Here is a 21,372-nt window from a genome sequence, read left to right as displayed (position 1 = left end):
GGGTGGGAGTCGAACCCACGGAACGTCTCCGTTCACACGATTTCGAGTCGTGCTCCTTAGACCACTCGGACACCTCTCCTGAAAACAAGGTATTTTATCTTAAAAGAAAGAATTGTAAACAAGAATATGATTTTTTAAGGACTATTGTCTGTTTCTTTTTGCACTGAAAAATTTTTTCATCAACTGTGCGGATTCAGTTGCCAGAATTCCACCTATGACTTCTATCTTGTGGTTCAGCGTCGGAATCTCCGGAATTTTCGCCTGCGAGATGCAACCTCCGAATTTGGGATCTTCCGCACCGTATATTATCCTCGATATCCTGAAAAGAAGGCACGCTCCCGTGCACATAATGCAGGGTTCGACTGTCGAATACAGTTGACATCCCTCGAGCCTCCAGTTTCCGAGAGTTTCAGCCGCCGCTGTCATCGCGATTATCTCCGCGTGGGCGGAGGCGTCAAGAAGTGATTCTGTCCTGTTGTGACCCCGACCTATAACGACTCCATCTTTGACAACTACAGCGCCAACGGGAACTTCATCTTCTTCTGAAGCTTTTTCAGCTTCTTCCAGCGCTTTCTTCATGTATATTTCATCTGTCATAAAATCACCTCATATCAATGGAATAATCGCGCCCGGCAGGAGTCGAACCTGCAACCTGCGGATTCGTAGTCCGACGCTCTATCCATTGAGCCACGGGCGCTAAAAGTGCGCTGCCTGAGAATCGAACTCAGAACCCACGGATTAAGAATCCGTTGCTCTGCCATTTGAGCTAGCAGCGCGTTTTCTACCACTTTATAATCAGATAAACCTTTACCTGTCAACGGAAAAAACTTATCATTACTGGCAATGCTTCCAAATGTCGCGGTTTTTATATTCCTCTTTATGTTCCAGATTTCATTTCACAATCAGTATAATGAAAGAGACCTCTCTTCGTTCATATACAAACTTGATTCTCTGATACAAAACGGAACAGCTACCGACGAACAGGTGCTCCAAAGAGCTATGGTCGGCTTTGAAAAAGGACAGACTTCTTATTCTTTAAGCCTTCTCCATTCGATATCCATGGGTAATGGCGAGTTCAATATAAAGGCGAGAGAAGAACTCTCCAAATGGATGAAGGGTGAGGATTTTGACCCTGACACAATTTTCATAACAGATACGGTATCCGAAGATTCTTTTATCCGTCACATAAAAATTTTTACATCCGATGAAATTGAAATCCCGTTCAACCCTCAATACACAGAAGTCACCTTGGTTAGAGCATGGGCGGACAATAATGCGGTCCCGGGAAATATGTACTATATCGACTTGATGCCGGTAGATGAAGTCACCGGGGGCTATTCTGTTTTCTATTTCGTACCTCCTTCCTCCGGTTCTTATGTCCACCTGAAAATATCAGGCGCCTTTTCGGGGTTGATACCCTCCCAAGGATTTCCGAGTGACAGAAATATATTTTATGAAGTTTTCGACTCCGCTCTCGGAATTTTCGTTCAGATCACTGATCAGCAATATTTTCTCAAGAATCTGTCAAAAAAAGCAGAAGAGCTTGTAGCAAGTTTTGACAAAGAGCAAAACGGTTTCGAAAATTTCTCTAAACTGTATGGTTTTTTAAAAGACAATGTAAATTTGAAAAATATTCCTCTCGAAATATCCCTTTTCAGAGTGAAAAGCGCAAATGAAATTTTAGCAGACAGGGAAGCCACCCCTTTTGAAATAGCGGTTTTTTTGTATTCCTGCTTGGGTGAAACTCAAAACGCAAAAATATTTCTGGTTTCACCGAGAATTTCAGAGAACGGAGAATCTTTTGGCGTCTTTCCCTGCTTTGAAGACATTTTTTTAGTAATAGATGATTCTTTTTGGGTTGACCCTACTTTTAAAGCGCCTTTGGGTCATCTTCCAGGGAAATGCCAGAACTCATGGGCTTATGATGTTTTAAACGGGGAATTAATCAAAACTCCATGGTTTGAACCGCTTAGATCTTCCTGCGCAGTCGGATTATTCGTTGAAATCGAAGGCAACATTGTATTATACAACCTCAAAATCAACCTGACCGGAGATTTTTTGATCGCGCTGAAAAATGACGGGCAAATCATTGAAAGGTTGATCTCTCAGATCCAGTCCATTGATTCAAAGTTCTCTCCGGATTATCTCTCCATGAGAGACTTTTCTGACTCGCTGACGATTCAAGCTTGTTTTTCTGGAAATCTCTACGACTATGAAGACGGATTTTCAGCGCTTTATCTTTTCAAACCATCACCATTCCTCGCGTGTTTCAAGCCTTTTTTCATCGGAGGGTATTTTCTTTTTCCATTTCCGGGACAAATAATACAAAAAACCGAAATAAAAGGGGACAGAAAATTTTTATCAGTTTATCCGGTCGTCCGTCAGTCCCCTTTCTCAAGGGCTGATTTTGAAATTCTGAATCAAAACACACTTTTCTCTTCTGCTGTCAGGTTCTGGGGGGAAAGGTTGCCGCGTGGATCATTCGGCGTTTTCGAAGACTTTATGAGGTCAGCAAGCGAAGACATTTTTCCGGAATTTTTACTCATGCACGGAGGTTGATTTGAGCGTAATCTTCCTCGCTATTTATCTTTTTTCCAGCCAGATCTCGCATCAAACCAGAATCATCCACGCCGAAGTTTTTTTCGAAAAAACAAAAGGGCCTGAAACTTACAAAGTAAATATGACTTTCTGTGCCAACTCAAACGAAGAAGCTTCAACATTTACCTATATTTCATACGATCAGAGCAGAACCTCTTTAAAGGATTTTAGTGCCGTGGGATATATTGTGTCCACGGGAGAAAACATCTGTCCTTTAAAAACGGAAAGAATCTCATCTTCATTCCAAAACAGCTCTCTCACAGGATACGTGGAAGAATACGCCGTCTTCTCGAAATTCTCGGATTGCGCTTTTTTTGAAGCCGAATTCTCACTTGTCACCGATAGCTCAATCTGGGGCGAGCATTTTATATTCTCCCTGCCTTTAGGTGAAGACTACCCAATCGATACGCTCGATATAACAATCCGTTCTGAAAAACCGTTTTCGTGGCGACGCGGTTCTGAAAGCGGCAAAACGACAACGAATCCGGACTCGATACATGAGCTGTTCCTGAGAATTACCGACATTCAACCCCGAAATTCACCGCAAAACACGGACCTATTCTTAGCGAGTTCTTTCAATGAAATGGGCGAAATAGCCGGTCGGTGTTTTAACCTTTTCAGAGGTAAACTCACCCCGGATGAAGAGGTCAGAAGAAAAGCGCTTCTCGTGTCGAGAGGTCATCCTCCACCGGAAAAGGCTGAAAAGATTTTTGATTGGGTCTGCTCCTCTATCGAATACACAGCGCAGGAATGGGGGTGGAGAGGATTTTACCCAAACGAGCCCTCTCAGACACTCGCGCAGGGTAAAGGGGACTGCAAGGACAAAGTATCGCTTTTGATCGCTATGCTTCAAGCCGTAGGAATAAAGGCATGGCCAGCACTGATAGCCACGAGAAACAACCCCTGCATATCATTTGATCCTCCGGCGGTATTTTTCAACCACGTGATAGCCCTGGTTGAAGTCGAAAACGAAACACTATTCTGCGATCCGTCCAACCCAGGTTCCCCTTTCTCGGCTTTGCCTTTTGAAGACAGAGGCGTAAACGCTCTTGTTCTTTTTGAAGATACTTATAGACTCTTAAAAACACCGGATTCATTCGCCGACTTCTACAAAAGAAAAATATCCGGATTTATTTCCGGAGAAGGAACAGCCGAATTGACGGTCTCAGACAGCATTGGAGGCATAATTTCCGCCTTCTACGGGCAAACGATACGGGCATCGGAAAATTCTCCCGCTTATTCATGGTTTTCTTCGAAAATGCCGGGTTGGAGAATCCTCGGTGCTTGGGCTTATTCGAATTCACCCGGAATAGCGACAATTGGAGCGAGGTTATTCAGAAGAATCCTCTCCGCCGACACATCTTATTTTCATTTGCCTCTCCTTTACATTGTTCCTTCATCTCCGGAAGGCATTTTCACTGGAGGACCGGTTTTTTATTCGATAGACCTTCAAATTGAAAAACCAAACAACATGGAAATATTTCTGCCCTTTGACTATTTTTTCGAAGACGAATACCTGGAAGTCCGATTTTCATACAAAAAAAAAGACGACAGCCTTTTTGTGTCCCATTTATTTTCGATTAAAAAATCAACACTTAACCCTGAAGATTTGACTGATTATCAGAAAAACCTTTCAACTCTCAACATACTATCGAGAAGACCTCTTGTCTTGACAAAAAAAACCTTCTCAACAGAGAATTGACCTTTCATTTGTGGCATAATATAAATTATCATAAAAAAAAACAAACGGAGAAAATATGACATTGACATTTTTACTTTTTATCTTCTCTCTCGGATCGAATTTCGACCCGACTACTCTCGTGTATCCGCCAGCCGGCCATTCCGGCGGATACAATAAAGTTACGAATTTTACGATTTCGATGATTCTTGGCTCACACCTCGCTTTTGACAACCCGCAGGGAGTGAGTATTGTAAAACTGATCGAACACGACGATCTCTCGACAGACAGGGATGACGACGAACTCGCTTTTTTCGCCGTAAACAGCGGTAGGGGCCAGGTCATATACAACATAGGATTCAACGATGTCAACTCGTGGGGAACAACCGGCACAGGCACGGAAAATTTATGGGAACCCATGGGTATAGCCGCTAACCCTGAAGGAGATGTCTATGTCGCAGACCAGAGCAACCATAGAGTCGTGCGACTCAAATACAAAGAGGGAAAGCTTGAATACGTCTCGTCTCTCGGGGATGGTTTCGGCTCCTCCCCCGGCCAGATGAACCGCCCCTGCGGAGTCGCTCTCGATAAGTCCGGAAACGTCTGGGTGACCGAAATCGAAAACGACAGAATTTCTGTTTTCGACAGAAACGGCAATTTCATAAAAGTCATCGGCGTCGGATTTCTCAACGACCCCTTCGGTATAGCTCTTATTGACAGAAAAGACCCTTGGAACTACTACAGGGACAGGGACTATATAGTCGTCAGCGACAACTCCAACAAACGGCTTACTATGTTCAACTTTGCCGGCGACAGAATCAAATCCCTCGACGGTCTTGATCTCGGATTCGAGAACATATCCCTAAACTATGTAGCAATTGATTACTACGGAATGATATACGTCACGGACACGGATAATTCTCAGATCCATATATTCTCAAGAGACCTTGTACACATAACTTCTTTCGGAAGGGAAGGCTCTGGAAAAAAGGAGTTTACTTCTCCGCGAGGAATTTCCGTCTGGAGAAGATTCGGACAATTCATAATACTCGAAGCTTCTTCCGCTCAATATTACTGGGCGGGGATAGACGGATACATCAAAGGCGCTTATCCTTCTTCTTTTTACAGCGCTATGCCGGGATCTACAATAGCCATTTTTATAACACAACCTGCCGTTATAACCCTTACCGTCTATGACGAAAAAGGGCAGGTGGTGAGAAATCTTTTGCCTGAATTCAAAGAAACTCCTGGTTACACCCAGGTTCTCTGGGACGGAAAGGACAATTCTTCGAATGTCGTCTCCCCCGGAGTTTACACAGTGAAAGCTGATTTGGAACCGACATATTCTTCGAGAAGTTATTTCAAAAAAGCTTTGTCGGTAGAAATCGAATGCACTGAATCAATTCTTGATCTCAATGGAGAAGAACAGCCATCGGACTCTCAATTCTGATAATCTTTTCATTTCTGGCTTTCGCCGAAACGACACCTTTTGTCGACAGCTCTGCTGTTGAAATCGTCTTCGGAGAAATACCGGAGTTAGAGTTCAAAGTCGAAATTCCCGAGAAAAACGAAGTTATTGTAGAGACTTGGCTCGATTCTCCGGATTTTGACCCGAAACCTGTTTTCAGTTTCATGGACCCGCGAACTCGCGCTCAAACAAGCTTGTTTTATGGGGAAAATAGAGTTTTCATAGAAGATTTTGAACTGTCTGACAGATTTTATGGAACACATCTTTTTGACGGAGACCTTTCTTTCTTTCCCGTGACGGAATTTTCACAAATGAAAAGCTACATACGCTTCAGGCTTTTTCCGGCATTTTCGAAAATGCCGAAGACAAAACTCTCACATTTCAGGTTGGGAAACGAAGCCGAAAATTCTCAGATAAACTTTTCAAGAAATTTCCTCGACATGGCGAGGCTTTCTTTCGGCGGAAATTTCGACAGAGGGTGCGAAAGTCTCTCATTCTCGACTTACGAATCTCAAAAGGGATATTTGAGCACATCTTTCCCCCTTTTTTTTCTGTCAGCAGAAGGATTCGCTGTTCACAATTTTGAAAGACAGGGTCACAAGGATTCTCTTCCTTTCAAAACTTCCTTCGATTTAGCCTCATTGACCCTCAGAAAATCTTTTTTTGGTGTAAGATACAAATATTTCTTTTTCAACAGGTCCTTCCTGCTCAACAGTTTTTCGGTGAAAACAATGGGCACGGAATTTTTTGTGGAATTTTCACCGTCTCTCTCCACGCAGATAAAACTTTTCTCAACCGCTGAAATTTCGGACACAGAAACCGAAAAGGAAATTTACAGCGCAGGCTTATCTATTTCCCGCGAAATATTCAGACTTGCGCGGGTCTGGTCTCAGATTGAAATCAAAAGCGATTCATCGTTCAACATCGACGTAAACTTTTCCTACAGACCCGATTTAACCAAAGCCTTATACGCGGGAGGGTGTTATCTCAAGAGGAATCATCCGGTATTCACCGTTACAACCGACTCTTTTTATGCAACTTCTCATTCTGCGGCTTACGCGGGTTTCAGGCACTCAGGAAAACACCTGAAATTAGACTTTTCGGCTGGGTATTCTTTCGAACTGTCCCGTTCTATTTACGGACAAAACATGTGGAAAGATAAAAAAGAAGACCCGTACTTCTTCGGCGCATTCCTTTCGATTTTTTCTCCGGTTGAATACATTTCCGTATCCGCTCTCGCTTTTTCCGACACGGCGCAGAGAATTTGCGCTTTCTCGACCCTTTCCAAAAGTCTTTTCGAGGGTGACCTCGACCTATCGTTTTCAGCGGGAACAGTTGCAAGCCATACAGAAAAGTGGGATTATTACCCTTTCTTTTCTTTCAAATCGAGAATAATAAACCTTTTCATGGACTGGAGAATACAGTTTGACGAAGAAGATTATACAATAGATTACGGGGTCGTATGGCTGTTCACAAATTAGAAAGCTTAAAGGAAATCGTCGCCGAAAAAATATCGAACAGGACTGGCCTTGAAAAGGCGGATATACTGTCGAACTTTTCGGATCCTCCGGATCCGTCTTACGGAGACTTAGCCCTGAAAACATTTTCTTTCGCCAGAAAAATGAAACTGCCTCCGCAAGCTATAGCCCAAGAAATCCGACAAAAGATGGATTCAACGCGTGAATTCCAGGTTTCCAGTTCCGGTCCATACCTCAACATTGTCTTGAACCCATCGTTTGCCTGCAGACACTCCGTAGAAACCGTATTAAAAGCGAAGAATGAATGGGGAAAATCCGACTTTGGAGGAGGGAAGACTGTCGTAATAGACTATTCCTCACCGAACATCGCCAAGCCTTTCGGAGTAGGGCACTTGAGGTCTACAGCCATTGGAGCGAGCCTTTACAGGATTTTACAAGCTGTCGGATACAACACTGTTGGAATAAACCACATAGGCGACTGGGGTACCCAATTTGGAATAATATTAGCCGGGTTTGAAGCCGAAAACACCGTTTTAGAAGACCTTGAACCTGATGCGGTGAAAAAAGCTTACGAGATATACATCAAGTATTCAGAAGTTTCAGAAAAAGACCCCGTTTTCAGGGAAAAGGCAAAGGAATGGTTTTCGAAACTCGAAAATGAAGACGATACCGCAGTCAAATTCTGGAAAATAATCAAAAATTCAAGCCTTGAAGAATTCAAAAGGACATATTCAAAGCTGAGAATCAGCTTCGATTACTACATAGGAGAGAGCTTTTACGCGGACAAGATTCAAAAAACACTCGACTTCTTCCTCGAAAAAAAACTGTCCAAAAAGGACCAGGGAGCGACCATAATTCCCTTAGACGAGTATGACCTGCCTCCTGTTCTGCTGACCAAGTCAGACGGGTCAACTCTTTACTCGACGAGGGAGCTGGCTTCTGTTTTTTACAGGATCGAAAAGTTCAAACCGCTGAAGTTGATATATGTAGTCGGCATTCCGCAGGAACTTCATTTCAAGCAAATTAGCGCGGCTCTTCAAAAAGCCGGCTCGATAGAAGAAGGAATGATTGTCCACGTAATGTTCGGTCACATTCATGGAATGAGCACGCGAAAAGGCACAATAATTTTTCTTGAAGACCTTTTGGATGAAGCAACAGAAAGAGCGCTTTCAAAAATCAAAGAAGGGCAGAGAGCTTCAGATAAAGAAATTGACGCAGAAAAACTCGCTTTCAGCATTGGGGCGGGAGCTGTAATTTTCAACGACCTCAAGAACAAAAGGGTCAGAGACATCGAATTCGACTGGGACAGAGTCCTCTCTTTCGAAGGTGAGACCGGCCCCTACCTCCAATACGCTCACGCGAGAATCTGCTCGATAATTAGAAAAGCGGGAACTTCCACACCAGATCCTTCTCATTGCGATTTACTCGTCACGGAAGAAGAGAAGAGACTCGCACTTTCAATAGACATGTTTCCTGAAGCCGTCGCGACGGCGGCGCGTGAATACGAACCTTCGGTGATATCCAGATACCTTTTGGATCTCGCTCAGAACTTCTCATCTTTTTACCATTCCCATAAAGTACTCGCCGCTCCGGATGAAAAGCTAAAAAGAGCTCGTCTTAGCCTTATTGAAGCATGCAAAACAACACTATCCCGAGGTCTTTTTATGCTCGGAATAGACGCCGTGGAGGTGATGTAGTTGCTCTTGTATTCCATTCTGGCGATACTTTTCTGGGGAATCTGGGGTTTTTTAGGAAAACTCGCGACAAAATACAACAGCCCGTTGGCTGTCACTTGTATAAACAACCTGATAGCCCCTCTTTTCGGTTTGTTTCTTCTTTTGTTCGTCAAAAACCGCATGTCCTCTATCGATATTAAGTTTCCGGCTCTGCTTTTTATATTTCTCGTCATGGCGGCGGGAACTTTAGGCACTTTGGCTTTTTACGGAGCCCTCTCACACGGAAGCGCTTCTATTGTAGTGTCCATGACTGCTCTTTATCCAATTGTCACTATAATCCTGTCAATGATTTTTTTCAAAGAGACCTTCTCTTTTCTCCAGGTTATCGGTTTTGTGCTTGTTTTCACTGGCGCAGTTCTTCTAAACATAAACAAATAATGAAACATTTTTGGATGGAGAAATCCCGCCGATGATTTTGACGTTTGACATAGGGACGACATTCACGAGAGCAGTACTTTTTTCCGAAGAAGGCCCTATATCAAAAGTAATTGTGCCCACGGTCTTTGAAGATGAAGTCGAGATCACAGTTAAGACTGCATGCGATTGCCTTGAAAGAAAATCCGGATTGAACCTGATAAACCAATCAGGAGAATTTCTTTTAACAACTCTCGCCTGCTCTTCCATAGGAGGAGGGATGAAGGCTCTTGCGGCTTCAACTGTACTCTCTCTAAGCGGAAAAGCCGCTTCTCTCGCGCTGTCACACTCTGGAAGCAACGTAGTCGGAACAGTTTCAAACGACGATGGTCTGAATTTCTCAGAGAGGGTGAAAAAAATAGTCGAACTCGACCCAGACATAATACTTTTGGCGGGTCAGACCGAATCCGAGAGCATAACTCCTGTTATAGAAACTGCCAGAGCGGTATCTCACGCCGTCCGTCTTATGAGCCCAAAAGGAAAAGTCTATGTCGTTTTCGCCGGAAACAGCAAAGCTCAGAGAACAGTCGAGAGAATGCTCGGTTCGGATTGTATTTTAGAAATTGTCCCGAACATAATGCCCGATGACAGCACGCTCGACATATATCCCGCTGTAGACGAGATAAAGGATATGAGCAACAGGATACTGGGAGAAAAGTACCAGGGATGGAAAGCTTTTTTAAAGAAACTATCAGAGCCGATTGTCCCTTCGTCTTTATGCCTTTTAAAAGCGGCAGAAAACCTGTCTTTTGAAAATAAACTGTCGGTTGTAAGCTGCGGAAGTTCTTACACCGAGTTGATAACTGCCTACAGAGAAAACCTCTCCAGCCCGGCTCTTTTGAAAAGGTACTCAATTCCCCTGGGGGTCGGTAAAAAAGCTTTGACGTCTTTCAGGAACTTATTTACGGAAAAAACCGCCTTGTGGCTACAGAAAAAAATAGACCATGAAATATCCGAAAACATCGCCAGAAAAAGATCCCATTTTCCTTCTCTTTCTCCGGGGGTTTACGAAACCGAACTTCTGCATTCAATTTCCTCGGAGATTATCAAAGAACTAAATTATCTCGACTCCAAGGAGCATTTTAAAAAATTTGACACAATATACGCCACTTCGTTTATATTTTCTTTCTCCCAGCCTGAAAAGGTCTTTGAGACGATTCTCAACTGTCTTCTTCCCACAGGTTTTTCACAGATCCAAATAGACGACGGATATCTGACAAACTACGGGTTGGTTAAACTTTTTTCAGAAAATTTCGATATAAAACCTGTTTTCAGTTCATACTGCCCAGTTGTATCGCTCGGTTTTTCTTACAGTGATTCGGGATCCGATCTTGCCGAAATAGTGTTTTCATCCGGCGGCAAAGATGTCAGCGTTTCAATAAAATCAGGGGATTTAAAATTCATTGATCCAGGTTTTTCCGAAGCGGAAATCACAATCGTCCCATCGGCGAATGTCGACGCGGGGTCAGGTCAGGGAGCACCCGTCAGAAAACTCGTTAAGATTTCCGAAAACGGAATCCTCGTGGATTCAAGGGGCAGACCTGTTTCACCTTTTCTTTACGGAGAAAACTGGTTTCCTTCTCTTTTGTCTTGGAAAAAAAATCTCGGTTTAAGGACCCTGATATGAATGAAATTATCAGGTTTGGTTCTCTTTTTTATAATCTCATTTCCCCTTTCCCCGCTAAAACTCACTTCAAAGTGGGAGATTTCACTTCTTTCAAAGAAGTTGCTCTCGCTTACTCACCGACTGAGGAGGAAGTATTCGTAAACCTGAATTCACTGCTCGCTGGTGCTGATTTAAAAACCATAGAAAAAAGCTTGCTCGTATCCTGCGGCGAAAAATTCCCGCTCTACAAGAAAATCTTCAACAGAAAACTTCTTCCCAGCGACGCACAGACACTCGCCCCTTTTCAAGGTGTTTTAAAATTCATAATGGTTCCCAACGGAAACGCCCTATTCGTAAAATCAAACAAAAAAGATCTTTGCGTGAACCTGAGCGATCCACTCGAAATAAAACCCAAAAAGCTTTTCAAGCACCTTAAAATATCGAAGGGCTCGAATGTCTCCAAAGGAACCATATTAGCCGAGAGATTTCTCGAAGACAATTTCACGCGTTTAAGGGCTGTTTCACCCATCGAAGGAATCGTAGAAGACATAGATTTTACTAAAGGCAATGTGACAATAAGGAGATTTGACTGTGAAAAGCACATAACCGTTCCACTGCCTGGAAAGATCGTAGGGATTTCAAGCACTGGTTTCTGCGCTTCCTTGTCTATACAAACCACGGGTTATTTTATCAAGCCCTCAAATTTATTGGGAAAGCCCAGGCAAGGCAGAATAGACATGATCCCCTCAAATATCGAAGAGAGAAAATCCTTTTACCAGCAAAAATGCGTCTCTGAAATCGCGGGTATTTTCGACGAGCCCCTCACCCTCGATTCAATAGTTGAAGCCGCGAATCACGGTCTCAAGATTTTTATCTGTCCGTATTATGAGGATGAACTGAAAAAAGCGATGAATAAAAAGACAACTGATTTGACGGTCGCTTCAGTTTTCTTCAAAGGAGTCAACAAATTTCCTGAAAATTTTATTTCTTTTTTCAAAACTTCAAAAGGCAAAACACTATACCTTTCAAAACTTGAAAGGACGGAAGACGAGTTTATTTTTATCCCGGCAAAAGCCTCGGATTTAAAACAAAGGCATTCCGGAATCCCTCAGCCCCTACAAAAAGTCATTATCGCTTCCGGACAATACAGCATACGAACCGGCAGAGTAATCAAAGTCGAATTTCACGGATCTTCCACGAGATCAGATGTTCCGCTGGTTTCCATCTGTTTGGATGAAACGGACGAGATAGTCAGCGAAAAGTTAAGTGATTTGATATATTGAAATGATTCAGAACAGATTCAGCGTAACCCCTTCGATTTTAATGAGATCTGTCAGGTCGGGCGAAAACAGAAATTCACTGTGCCTACTGACTCAAAAACAAGGTCTTGTCTGGGCGCATTTAAGGCGAAACTTAAAAAAAACGGCTTCATGGCCATTCGGGAACATTCCCGCCAAATTCCATGTGTCTTTTTACAGGACCACTGGAAACAATTTTTACATAAGAGAAGCATCAGAGATAGATCCTTACAGGGATATTCATAGGGATTTCTGCAAACTAAAAACAAGCTGGCATGTCCTTTCGCCTTTGGTGAAAATAGTACAACCTGGATCTTCTGATGAGCACCTTTTCAAACTCACGGACAGGGTTTTCAGGGCGATTTGCGAATCCGAAAATGAAATCAGTTCACTTCTGCTTCTTCCTCCTTACTATTATTCCCTGATAAGGCATTTTGGGTTAGGATTCGACCTTGAAAAGTGCAAATTTTGCAATTCTAATAATATTAGAGGAATTTCTCCTTCCGAGGGAGGGCCGGTTTGTTTTGCTTGTTCAAAAAAGGCTCCCGATGTTTTAGACATAGACACGGCATTGCTGAAAAAAACAATGTCCCGGCCTCAAAGAAATTATCTAAAAGACCAAATCGAAAAAAAAACAGTTATTGCTTTGGTCAAAAACCTTGAGATATACTTATTTAATCAGTTTTCGAAAAAAACACCTGAAATATTTCTATGAAGTGGAGGATCTATGGCGGTTATAACAGAAACCAATCTTAAATCTGTCAGTCTTTTAACAAGAGGCAAAGTTCGCGATATCTATGAGCTCGGAAAGGATAAACTCCTTATAGTGACCACAGACAGAATAAGCGCTTATGATTCTGTCATGAACGAAGGGATTCCAGGCAAAGGGGAAACCCTCAACTCACTGAGTCTTTTCTGGAAAAACAAGTTCGTTGACCTGATTCCAAACGACGTAATCGAAAGCGATGTAGATAGTATGGATTTTATCCTTCCGGAAGAAAAAGAAATATGCAGACACAGGTCGGTACTCGTCAAGAAACTTGAAGTTTTGCCCTTTGAATTCATAGTCAGAGGATATTTATGCGGTTCTGCTTGGCAGATGTACAAGAGCAAAGGAAAAATCGTCGATGTAGTTCCGCCTATAGGATTGCTTTTAGCGTCAAAATTTCCGATTCCCGTCTTCACCCCGACTACAAAAGCCAAAGAAGGTCATGACAAACCGGTATCATGGGACGAATTATCAGAAAGCCTGGGAGAATACACTTCCGCTCAACTAAAAGAGGTCGCAATAAAGCTTTATAAAAGCGCTTCGGATTCGGCGGCGGATAAGGGGATTATAATAGCAGACACAAAATTCGAGTTTGCCTGCGACAAATCAGGTTCGATTTATCTTGTCGATGAAGTTCTAACTCCGGACTCATCGAGATTCTGGGCTGCTGAATCTGTTCTTCCTGGGGTGAATCCTCCTTCTTTGGACAAACAATTGCTCAGGGATTGGCTTGACGCGCAGAACTGGAACAGAACTCCCCCTTCCCCCGCTATACCAGAAGATTTAATAGAAAAGATTTCTCTAACCTACAAAGATATTTTCACCAGGCTGTCTAATTGAACTTCAGCAGGGAAGATTTGAGGTCCACCCTTGTAAAGGCGGGTGATCATCTTCTGACAAGCATGAACTCGGTCAATGTGATAACCGAGAAATCCAAGTTCGACTATGTCACCGAAAAGGATATAGAGACCGAGAGGTTTTTAAAACAGAAACTGCAAACCATCGTACCTGGTTCTTCGTTTTTGGGAGAAGAAGACGGTTTTCAGTTTTCATCTTCGCCTTTCAGGTGGATTGTAGATCCCCTTGACGGCACAACAAACTATATTCATTCCTTCCCGATTTTCTCAATCTCAACAGCCCTGGAGGAAAATGGAAAAATAATTTTCGGCGCAATCTATTTTCCCTTGTTAAAAGAATATTTTTGGGCTTCTGAGGGAGAAGGAGCTTATCTCAACGATAAAAAAATATCTGTATCGCAAATAGAATCCTTGGAAGGCGGTTTATTCGCGACAGGTTTTCCTTTTAGAGCCCACGAAAGAATTGACAGATATCTCGCAAGCTTCCGATCCGTCTTTGAAAAAGCATCAGGGATAAGACGCTGCGGCAGCGCGGCTTTAGATCTTTGTTTTGTCGCATGCGGCCGTTTTGACGGCTTTTGGGAAGACAATCTCTCCCCCTGGGATATAGCCGCTGGAGAGCTTATTGTTAAAGAGGCCGGAGGAACAGTTGAAGATTTTTTCGGCGGGGACAATCCTCACGAAAAAGGGAGCGTTATATGCTCCAACAAAAAGATTTTTACGGATTTTTTCAAAACCGCCGCAGTAACTTACACAAATTACAAGCAAGGGAGATGAAATGAAACCCGTGAGAACTTTCAAAGTAATGCCCTCATTACCCGAAGAACTCTCAGATCTTAAAACAATAGCTTTCAATTTGTGGTGGGGCTGGAATGAAGAAGCGGTAAAACTTTTCCACAGGATCTCTCCTGAATTTTGGGAGACGACAAATCACAACCCGGTGGCAATGCTTGGAATAGTGCCTCAGGAAAACTGGTACGCTCTTGTAAAAGACGAAAGTTTCATCGCCCACATGAAGAGAGTCAAAGAAGACCTTGACGTTTATATAAACAACCCGAAGTGGTTCGAAAGAGAACACTCTGAAATCTCGAACACCGTCGTGGCATACTTCTCCATGGAATTCGGAATCAACGACTGTCTGCCTCTTTATTCCGGAGGTCTGGGAGTCCTGTCCGGGGACCATCTCAAATCTTCGAGCGAACTTGGAATTCCGCTCGTCGGAGTAGGCCTTTTGTACGGACAGGGGTATCTGACGCAGTACCTCTCCAGCGACGGATGGCAACATGAAAAATACGTCGAAAATGATTTCAGCAATATGCCCGTCAAGTCCCTGACGGAGCCAGACGGTTTGCCAATGAAAATTTCAGTCAAAATGGCAGACAAAGAGGTTTACGCGGAAATCTGGGAGACGATGGTCGGCAGGACAAAGCTTTATCTTCTCAACACCAACATACCTGAAAACGATTCAAACGACAGGTATATCTCCGAACAGTTATACGGCGGAGACAAAGACATGCGAATAAAGCAGGAGATCCTTCTCGGAATAGGAGGTTTGAGAGCTCTGAGGAAGATAGGTCTTAGTCCAACCGTCATTCACATCAACGAAGGGCATAGCGCATTTATAATTCTCGAAAGAATCAGGCAGTTGATGAAAGAAAACGGGCTTTCCTACAACGAAGCAAAATTTCTTTCCTCCTCTTCTTGCGTTTTCACCACCCACACTCCGGTTCCGGCAGGCAACGAGTTTTTCCATCCTGATATGGTGGAATATTACATCGGTTATCTTCGTCAGGAAATCGGGATTTCAAAGGAAGAACTCGTTTCTCAGGGTAGGATTGACCCCAAAAATTCAAACGAGCACTTTGGAATGACTGTTTTCGCGATCAAGAATTCGCATTACTGCAACGGCGTCAGCAAACTCCACGCTTCAGTTTCAAGATCCATGTGGGCGGGTCTATGGCAGGGTCTTGACCCGGATGAAGTCCCCATAACGCACATCACAAACGGGATAAACCCCAACAGCTGGACTTCCGGCGAAATGCAGCAGCTTTTTCTGAGATACTTGGGTCCGAAAATGCTTGAGGAACCCGAAAACCAGAAAATCTGGGAAAGGGTCCTCACAATCCCAGACAATGAGCTATGGAGAACGCACGAGAGAAGAAGGGAGCGACTTGTCGCTTTCATAAGGAGAAAGCTGAAAAAACAATTAGCCGAACAATGCGCATCACCCAGAGACATAGAGGAAGCTGAAGAAGTCCTTCACCCCGACACTTTGACGATTGGATTTGCCAGAAGATTCGCCACATACAAACGGGCATCTCTGATTCTCAGCGATCTTGAAAGAATCACCGAAATTTTGACAGACAGAGAAAGACCCGTTCAGCTTATCTTCGCTGGTAAAGCTCATCCCAAGGACGACGCCGGAAAGGAAATTATAAAGCACATATTCCAGGTTTCCAGGCTTCCCCACCTGAGAAACCATATTGTCTTCATACAGAATTACGACATGAACGTCGCACGTTACATGGTTCAGGGATGCGATGTATGGCTGAACACTCCAAGGAGGCCCTTAGAGGCAAGCGGAACGAGCGGAATGAAAGCCTGCATCAACGGCGGCCTGAATTTCAGCGTTCTTGACGGCTGGTGGAGCGAAGCTTACAACGGAAAAAACGGTTGGGCTATAGGCGTGGGCGAAGTTTACCAAGATTACAATGCGGAAGACGAAGTGGAAACAGCTTCACTATACGATACTCTCGAAAACGATGTAGTGCCAAAATTTTACAACATCGCCAGGGACGGTTTGCCGAGAGAATGGATTCAGATGATAAAAGAGTCCATGAGATCTCTCTGTCCTGTTTTCAACACGAATAGAATGATATACGAATATTCGCAGAAGTTTTACATACCTTCGCACAACTCTTTCCAAAATTTGTCAGAAAATAATTTCCGAGGAGTAAAAGAATTCGCAAGCAGGTTTGATCTAATTCTAAAACAATGGGATAAAGTCAAAATCACCGATGTCCAGGCGGACACAACAACACCTGTTCAGATGGGCACTCAAATAGATTTAGTGGCGACGGTTCAAATGGACGGACTGGACCCCGACGACGTACTCGTCGAAGTATGCCACGGTAAATTGAATTACAAGGGCGAAATAGAAAATCCATCATACTTGACACTGTCTTCCGTTCAAAACACCGGAAAAGGTCAGTACGTTTTCAGAGGCAAGATTCCGGCAACCGAAACAGGGAAAAACGGTTTTTCAGTAAGAATTCTGCCTAGGCACAACAGCCTGACGAGAAAACTCGTTCCAGGTTATATCAAGTGGTTTGAAAACTCTCTGGCTTAGCCAGGAAAATAGGAGATTGAAAATCTATGAGTCGAACCAAGCTGCTGGTGGCTCATAAAACCGTAATCCACGGAAAAAGACCTGTATATGAATCCGCCACCGGCTGTCAAATGACCGGTGTTGCTTCCCGCTCTCAGGAAAAAGTTTTCCTTTATTGAAATTTCCGCTCCGTAATGGCTGTCAATGCTGAGTGAAGAAATATTCCATTGCGAGGCGAGTTTTCTGTTTTCAAAATATATGTCTGTCTCTATTCCGAAGACAAGTCCCACGTCTCTCCATGAAAGGGGGGCTTTAACAGAAATCCCGCTCTTTAGAAACGGGTAGGCGTACTCTTTTGTACCCGTGCTCCAAGAGAGAACAGTAGTGGTGGCGTTTCTCAAAACCGCCGACAAGTCGAAAAATTGAGTTCTATAGAAACAGCCAAAATCCACGCCGGCACCGTATGCCGAATAATCACCAATTTTTCTGTAGACCACTTTTGCCGAAGCTCCAAAGGATAGATTTTGATTTGCCTTGTGCCCGTAAGAGACGTACATGGTGTAATCGTCGTCGCTGAAATAAGAAACCATGTCATAATCCAGCCATTCACCGGGGTCAAGTGCTCCGTTGTTTTCACCCTGATCGTTGGTGCCCGGCAAACCATCTTCACCATAATCCCTTAAAGCGTCAACTGTGTATGGTATTCCCGATAATCCGAGGTGAACAAGACCAATACCCATGGATCTTTTCTCTTCGGGAAATATAACCGAAAATCCGTTTATCGAAAGATTGCTCGAGAAGACGTAGGCATGTGTAGCGCTGTATGATTTTCTGGAAAAATTCATAGCCGCGGGGTTTCCGTAAAATGAATGTTCCCCGGTCAAATTAGATTCCATTTGCCCCATGGCGAAACTTCTGGCCCCAAAGCCCAGAGACATGAACTCTCCGGCGTATTTTGAACCCAGAAGACAGGCAACCGGTAAAAACACCAAAAAAAGGAAAGCTCTAAGTCTCAAATTACCTGCGTTCGGTTGAAAACATCGCCTTTATTCGGCCCCACGTCGAAGGGTTGATGGCTGAAGCCGGAATCTCACTGTTAGTCGAGCCAGGGGTAGGCTTGCAGACAGTGTAATCCTCAGGTGATGGAGAGAAATTGTTTTCTGGGAAAAGCCCCAAAGAATAACCGGGGGAAACAGCGGGAGAAGTTCCGGTCCCGCCCCAAGAGACTGAAGATATTTCCCCTCCCTGGGAATCTTTTATTTCAATATTTCCAACACTATGGCACACATCAATCGATGCTCCGTATTCGACTATCAAAGTGGCTGAAGATAGGCAGGAATCCCAGTGTGCTATAAATTTAGAGCTGTCTGCCACAAAAACGACCCTCTGGTTCGGATCGAGAGAAATAGAAAACGTGAAAACATCCCCTGTCGAGGTCTCCAATTTCCAAGAATTCATCGTCACTTTTTCGTTAGAAAAGTTGAACACCTCTATCCATTGATCTTGATTATTCCAACCCGGAGAATCAGGTATGCTATAAAAAACTTCGTTTATGTTTACTTTGGACAGAATCAGAGCTGGGAACAATAAAATCAAGAAAATCACAGTTGTTTTCATATCTGTTTTATACCAGCAAGGGGATAAATTGTCAACTGTATTTTGTACCAATTCAGCACATCGTCACCGGAAAATTCCATCTGGGTTAAATTTGAAAATACGGACGAGCAAAGAGCCAATAGACAAGATCTTTTCAGGGGTTGATTTAATGATAAAAATGTGGTTTATTTAACGCCGTGAAAAGCGAATACCAACTCGTGATAATCGGCGGAGGACCTGCGGGATACTGCGCGGCTCTATACGCCGCGAGAGCGGAAGTTGAAACTTTGGTTCTCGAGGGGCCTCTCCCCGGCGGCAGAATAAGCCTGACTGACATCGTCGAAAATTATTCGGGTGTTTCAGGGGGGATTTCAGGTTTTGACCTTTCGCAGATTATGCGTGAACAAGCTTCCGGCGCCGGAGCCCAGCTCGAAATGGAAATTGCCACCGAATTACAAAAAGAAGACGACAGGTTTGCGATAATTACCGACGGAGAATTCGAAATCAAATCCCGATCAGTTATAATAGCCACAGGGACGACCGACAAAAAACTGGAAGCGCCAGGCGAAAAGGAATTCACCGGAAGGGGCGTTTCCTACTGCGCCACATGCGACGGTCCTTTTTATCGCGGAAAAAACGTCGCGGTTGTAGGCGGCGGAGACTCGGCTGTAAAAGAAGCTCTTTTCCTTTCGAGGATTTGCTCCAGCGTCACCGTCATACACAGGCGAGACAAACTCCGAGCGGAAAAGATAATCCAAAAAAACGCTTTTGATAAAGACAACATTCATTTCGAGTGGGACACTGTTGTCTCGGAAATTTTAGGCGAGAAAAACGTCCGATCCCTGCTTTTGAAAAACGTCAAGACCTCCCAAATTAAAGAGATGCCGATAGACGGAGTTTTCGTTTTGGTCGGGTCAGTACCAAACACCGATATTTTCAAGAGTTTTAATGTTCTCGACGAAAGAGGTTATCTTTTGACCGATGACGAAATGAGAACGGGCATCCCAGGGCTTTTCGCCGCCGGCGACGTCAGAAAAAAGAACTTACGGCAGGTAGCCACCGCTGTTGGAGATGGAGCTATCGCCGCTTTCTCCGCACAAGAATACATAGAACATTCTTCTTGAAACGAAGTCTGTAAATTTCAAATATTATTCTTTTTTATTTTTCCCGCGGATGATTTGAGCGTTCTGCTGATTATCTCCTCGATTTTCCCGAGAACATTTATCATGTTGAACGGATTATAGATGTTTGTCGGAAGATAGTTGAAAGTGTAACCGATATCCTTTGATAGTATTGAAGACATGTAAATATTTTGAGCCGCTCTGTAACCGAGGGCGTACCTGACAATCTTTTCGTCTTTGGCAATAAATTCGTTCCTGTAAAAGTTCACTATTTCAATGTCGGTAAAGTAGCTTTCGAGAATTTCTTTTCCCAGAAGCATTATCTCGTTTACGCCCTTGATGTTTTTTTCAGTGGGTTTTTCAAGGTATTCCTGGGCTTTTGAAATCGATTCAATGATGATCTTTTCTCTTTCAAGTTTCTTTTTTTCTATAGCTTTACCGCCGAGTTCTTCAATTATCTCCCTCAGATTGTCGTCCAGCATAATGACGTTGAAATCGACGATTTCATCTATGTAAATCGCCACTTCCCCGAAGTCTATTATCGGCTCTTTTTTTTCTTTTTCGTATTTATCCGTGTCAGGGTTTGTTATTATATCCCTTACGAGATCCAAAGCTTTTTCGTATATGTAAAATCTGAATTCCATAATTGAAATTTTATCTGTCGTCGAAAGGATTTCTTTTTCCGAGCTTCCCAAAACCTTAAGGATGTTGAAGATTTCCTTGATAATTTCAATTTTCGCCTGAATGGGGAAAATCGCGGAACCTCTCTCTGTGTCGGACTCAGCGGTGAACATTTCCTTTTTGTCGTCGTCTTTCCTCTCGAAAATCTCGTTTGACGATTTTTCCAGAAAACTCATCTCCATGTTCGTCAGTTTCGACAGGGATTCTTTTTGATACCTCATTTTCTTTATCGTGTATTCAATTTTGTCATCAATCGAATAGAGCATTTTTTTGGATTTCGGTATGTAGCGGTTTATCTCTTCAATAAGCCTGTTCGATCTTATTTCGCAGTTTGAAAGGTCGTTTTCGATAATGTCCGCCCTGTCTTCTTTTTTCGCAATGCTCTCTAAATACTGGAGAAAACTTTCCCTGTCCGTTTTTCCGTACCCGAGTTTTATCAGGTAAGCCTGAAAAATCGTCCAAAATCCCGCGATCAAGGCGTAAGCACTTTTAAGTTTTGATTCATTTTGTTCGAGTATGCTTACGTTTTCGTCGAAAAGCAACCCGAGCATATACGGGACAATGTTGTCCAGGTGCAGTTTGTCCGTGTTTATTTTGTCAAAATTGATTTCGAGGTCTTTCTGTATTCTCTCCAGAAGAGCCGTGTTTTTTTCTATTTGATCGTCGAAAAGAATTACGTTTATTTTTCCGGATGACACTGCGGCGTTCAGGCAGACATCTATAGTGTCTTTGATAATCCTTTTC

At 43.4% G+C, this 21,372-nt stretch carries 18 protein-coding genes and 2 tRNA genes; 13 read left to right on the top strand and 7 right to left on the bottom strand.

The window, feature by feature from the left end; genetic code table 11:
• Positions 1–141: 141 nt before the first annotated feature.
• The 3 genes from JXA84_04890 to JXA84_04880 form a co-directional block, all read right to left on the bottom strand.
• Positions 142–597, bottom strand: a complete 456-nt coding sequence (locus JXA84_04890; GenBank protein ID MBN1150540.1) for a nucleoside deaminase — start codon at positions 595–597, stop codon at positions 142–144.
• 27 nt (positions 598–624) lie between these two features.
• Positions 625–697 (bottom strand) — tRNA-Arg (locus JXA84_04885).
• A gap of 6 nt (positions 698–703) precedes the next feature.
• Positions 704–776: transfer RNA gene (locus JXA84_04880), tRNA-Lys, on the bottom strand.
• 103 nt (positions 777–879) lie between these two features.
• On the opposite strand from JXA84_04880, the gene JXA84_04875 reads away from it, so the two are divergent.
• Genes JXA84_04875 through JXA84_04865 form a run of 3 tightly spaced genes read left to right on the top strand, consistent with a single transcriptional unit; the run spans position 880 to position 5,726 of the window.
• Positions 880–2,559: a hypothetical protein gene (locus JXA84_04875; GenBank protein MBN1150539.1), complete on the top strand. Its 1,680-nt coding sequence runs from the start codon at positions 880–882 to the stop codon at positions 2,557–2,559.
• Between the two features lies 1 nt (position 2,560).
• The gene (locus JXA84_04870; protein MBN1150538.1) at positions 2,561–4,300 is read left to right on the top strand and encodes a transglutaminase domain-containing protein; all 1,740 of its coding nucleotides are present in this window, start codon (positions 2,561–2,563) and stop codon (positions 4,298–4,300) included.
• Between the two features lie 55 nt (positions 4,301–4,355).
• Positions 4,356–5,726 carry an SMP-30/gluconolactonase/LRE family protein gene (locus JXA84_04865; protein MBN1150537.1) on the top strand — a complete coding sequence of 457 codons (1,371 nt, stop codon included), beginning with the start codon at positions 4,356–4,358 and terminating at the stop codon, positions 5,724–5,726.
• Here the strand turns inward: JXA84_04865 and JXA84_04860 are convergent.
• Positions 5,689–5,910 (bottom strand): hypothetical protein, encoded by a 222-nt coding sequence (locus JXA84_04860; GenBank protein ID MBN1150536.1) that lies wholly within the window; start codon positions 5,908–5,910, stop codon positions 5,689–5,691. The genes JXA84_04865 and JXA84_04860 overlap by 38 nt on opposite strands.
• Between JXA84_04860 and JXA84_04855 the strand changes: the two genes are divergently transcribed.
• From JXA84_04855 to glgP, 9 genes are read left to right on the top strand one after another with little or no spacing between them, the layout of a single operon-like run.
• Complete coding sequence (locus JXA84_04855) at positions 5,909–7,225, top strand: hypothetical protein (protein ID MBN1150535.1); 1,317 nt, start codon at positions 5,909–5,911, stop codon at positions 7,223–7,225. The genes JXA84_04860 and JXA84_04855 overlap by 2 nt on opposite strands.
• Positions 7,207–8,919 carry an arginine--tRNA ligase gene (argS, locus tag JXA84_04850; GenBank protein ID MBN1150534.1) on the top strand — a complete coding sequence of 571 codons (1,713 nt, stop codon included), beginning with the start codon at positions 7,207–7,209 and terminating at the stop codon, positions 8,917–8,919. The genes JXA84_04855 and argS overlap by 19 nt, the downstream gene beginning before the upstream one ends.
• Positions 8,920–9,336 (top strand): EamA family transporter, encoded by a 417-nt coding sequence (locus tag JXA84_04845; GenBank protein ID MBN1150533.1) that lies wholly within the window; start codon positions 8,920–8,922, stop codon positions 9,334–9,336.
• A 31-nt stretch (positions 9,337–9,367) separates the two neighbouring features.
• The gene (locus tag JXA84_04840; GenBank protein MBN1150532.1) at positions 9,368–10,999 is read left to right on the top strand and encodes a glutamate mutase L; all 1,632 of its coding nucleotides are present in this window, start codon (positions 9,368–9,370) and stop codon (positions 10,997–10,999) included.
• Entirely contained in the window at positions 10,996–12,261 is a 1,266-nt protein-coding gene (locus JXA84_04835; protein ID MBN1150531.1) for a hypothetical protein, read from the top strand. The genes JXA84_04840 and JXA84_04835 overlap by 4 nt, the downstream gene beginning before the upstream one ends.
• Before the next feature lies 1 nt (position 12,262).
• Positions 12,263–12,991, top strand: coding sequence for a DNA repair protein RecO C-terminal domain-containing protein (locus tag JXA84_04830; GenBank protein ID MBN1150530.1), 729 nt, complete (start codon positions 12,263–12,265; stop codon positions 12,989–12,991).
• Between the two features lie 12 nt (positions 12,992–13,003).
• A complete protein-coding gene (locus JXA84_04825; GenBank protein ID MBN1150529.1) occupies positions 13,004–13,885 on the top strand; it encodes a phosphoribosylaminoimidazolesuccinocarboxamide synthase in 882 nt (293 codons plus the stop codon).
• Positions 13,882–14,679 (top strand): inositol monophosphatase, encoded by a 798-nt coding sequence (locus tag JXA84_04820; GenBank protein ID MBN1150528.1) that lies wholly within the window; start codon positions 13,882–13,884, stop codon positions 14,677–14,679. The genes JXA84_04825 and JXA84_04820 overlap by 4 nt, the downstream gene beginning before the upstream one ends.
• A 1-nt stretch (position 14,680) precedes the next feature.
• The gene (glgP, locus tag JXA84_04815; protein ID MBN1150527.1) at positions 14,681–17,251 is read left to right on the top strand and encodes an alpha-glucan family phosphorylase; all 2,571 of its coding nucleotides are present in this window, start codon (positions 14,681–14,683) and stop codon (positions 17,249–17,251) included.
• Here glgP and JXA84_04810 read toward each other — a convergent pair.
• Positions 17,248–18,246 (bottom strand): hypothetical protein, encoded by a 999-nt coding sequence (locus JXA84_04810; protein MBN1150526.1) that lies wholly within the window; start codon positions 18,244–18,246, stop codon positions 17,248–17,250. The two genes, glgP and JXA84_04810, sit on opposite strands and share 4 nt — an antisense overlap.
• Position 18,247: 1 nt before the next feature.
• On the bottom strand, positions 18,248–18,847 hold the full coding sequence (locus JXA84_04805) for a lamin tail domain-containing protein (protein ID MBN1150525.1): 600 nt from the start codon (positions 18,845–18,847) through the stop codon (positions 18,248–18,250).
• 176 nt (positions 18,848–19,023) lie between these two features.
• Here JXA84_04805 and trxB point away from each other — a divergent pair, with 176 nt between their 5' ends.
• Positions 19,024–19,950, top strand: coding sequence for a thioredoxin-disulfide reductase (trxB, locus tag JXA84_04800; protein MBN1150524.1), 927 nt, complete (start codon positions 19,024–19,026; stop codon positions 19,948–19,950).
• Between the two features lie 17 nt (positions 19,951–19,967).
• Here trxB and JXA84_04795 read toward each other — a convergent pair.
• Positions 19,968–21,372 (bottom strand): hypothetical protein (locus JXA84_04795; protein MBN1150523.1); only part of this gene is annotated, 1,405 nt, incomplete at its 5' end.

Source organism: candidate division WOR-3 bacterium (assembly GCA_016926475.1).
Lineage (GTDB): Bacteria > SDB-A > SDB-A > SDB-A > SDB-A > JAFGIG01.
Note: the sequence above shows the minus strand (reverse complement) of the source record. Positions and strands in the feature narration are given on the sequence as shown.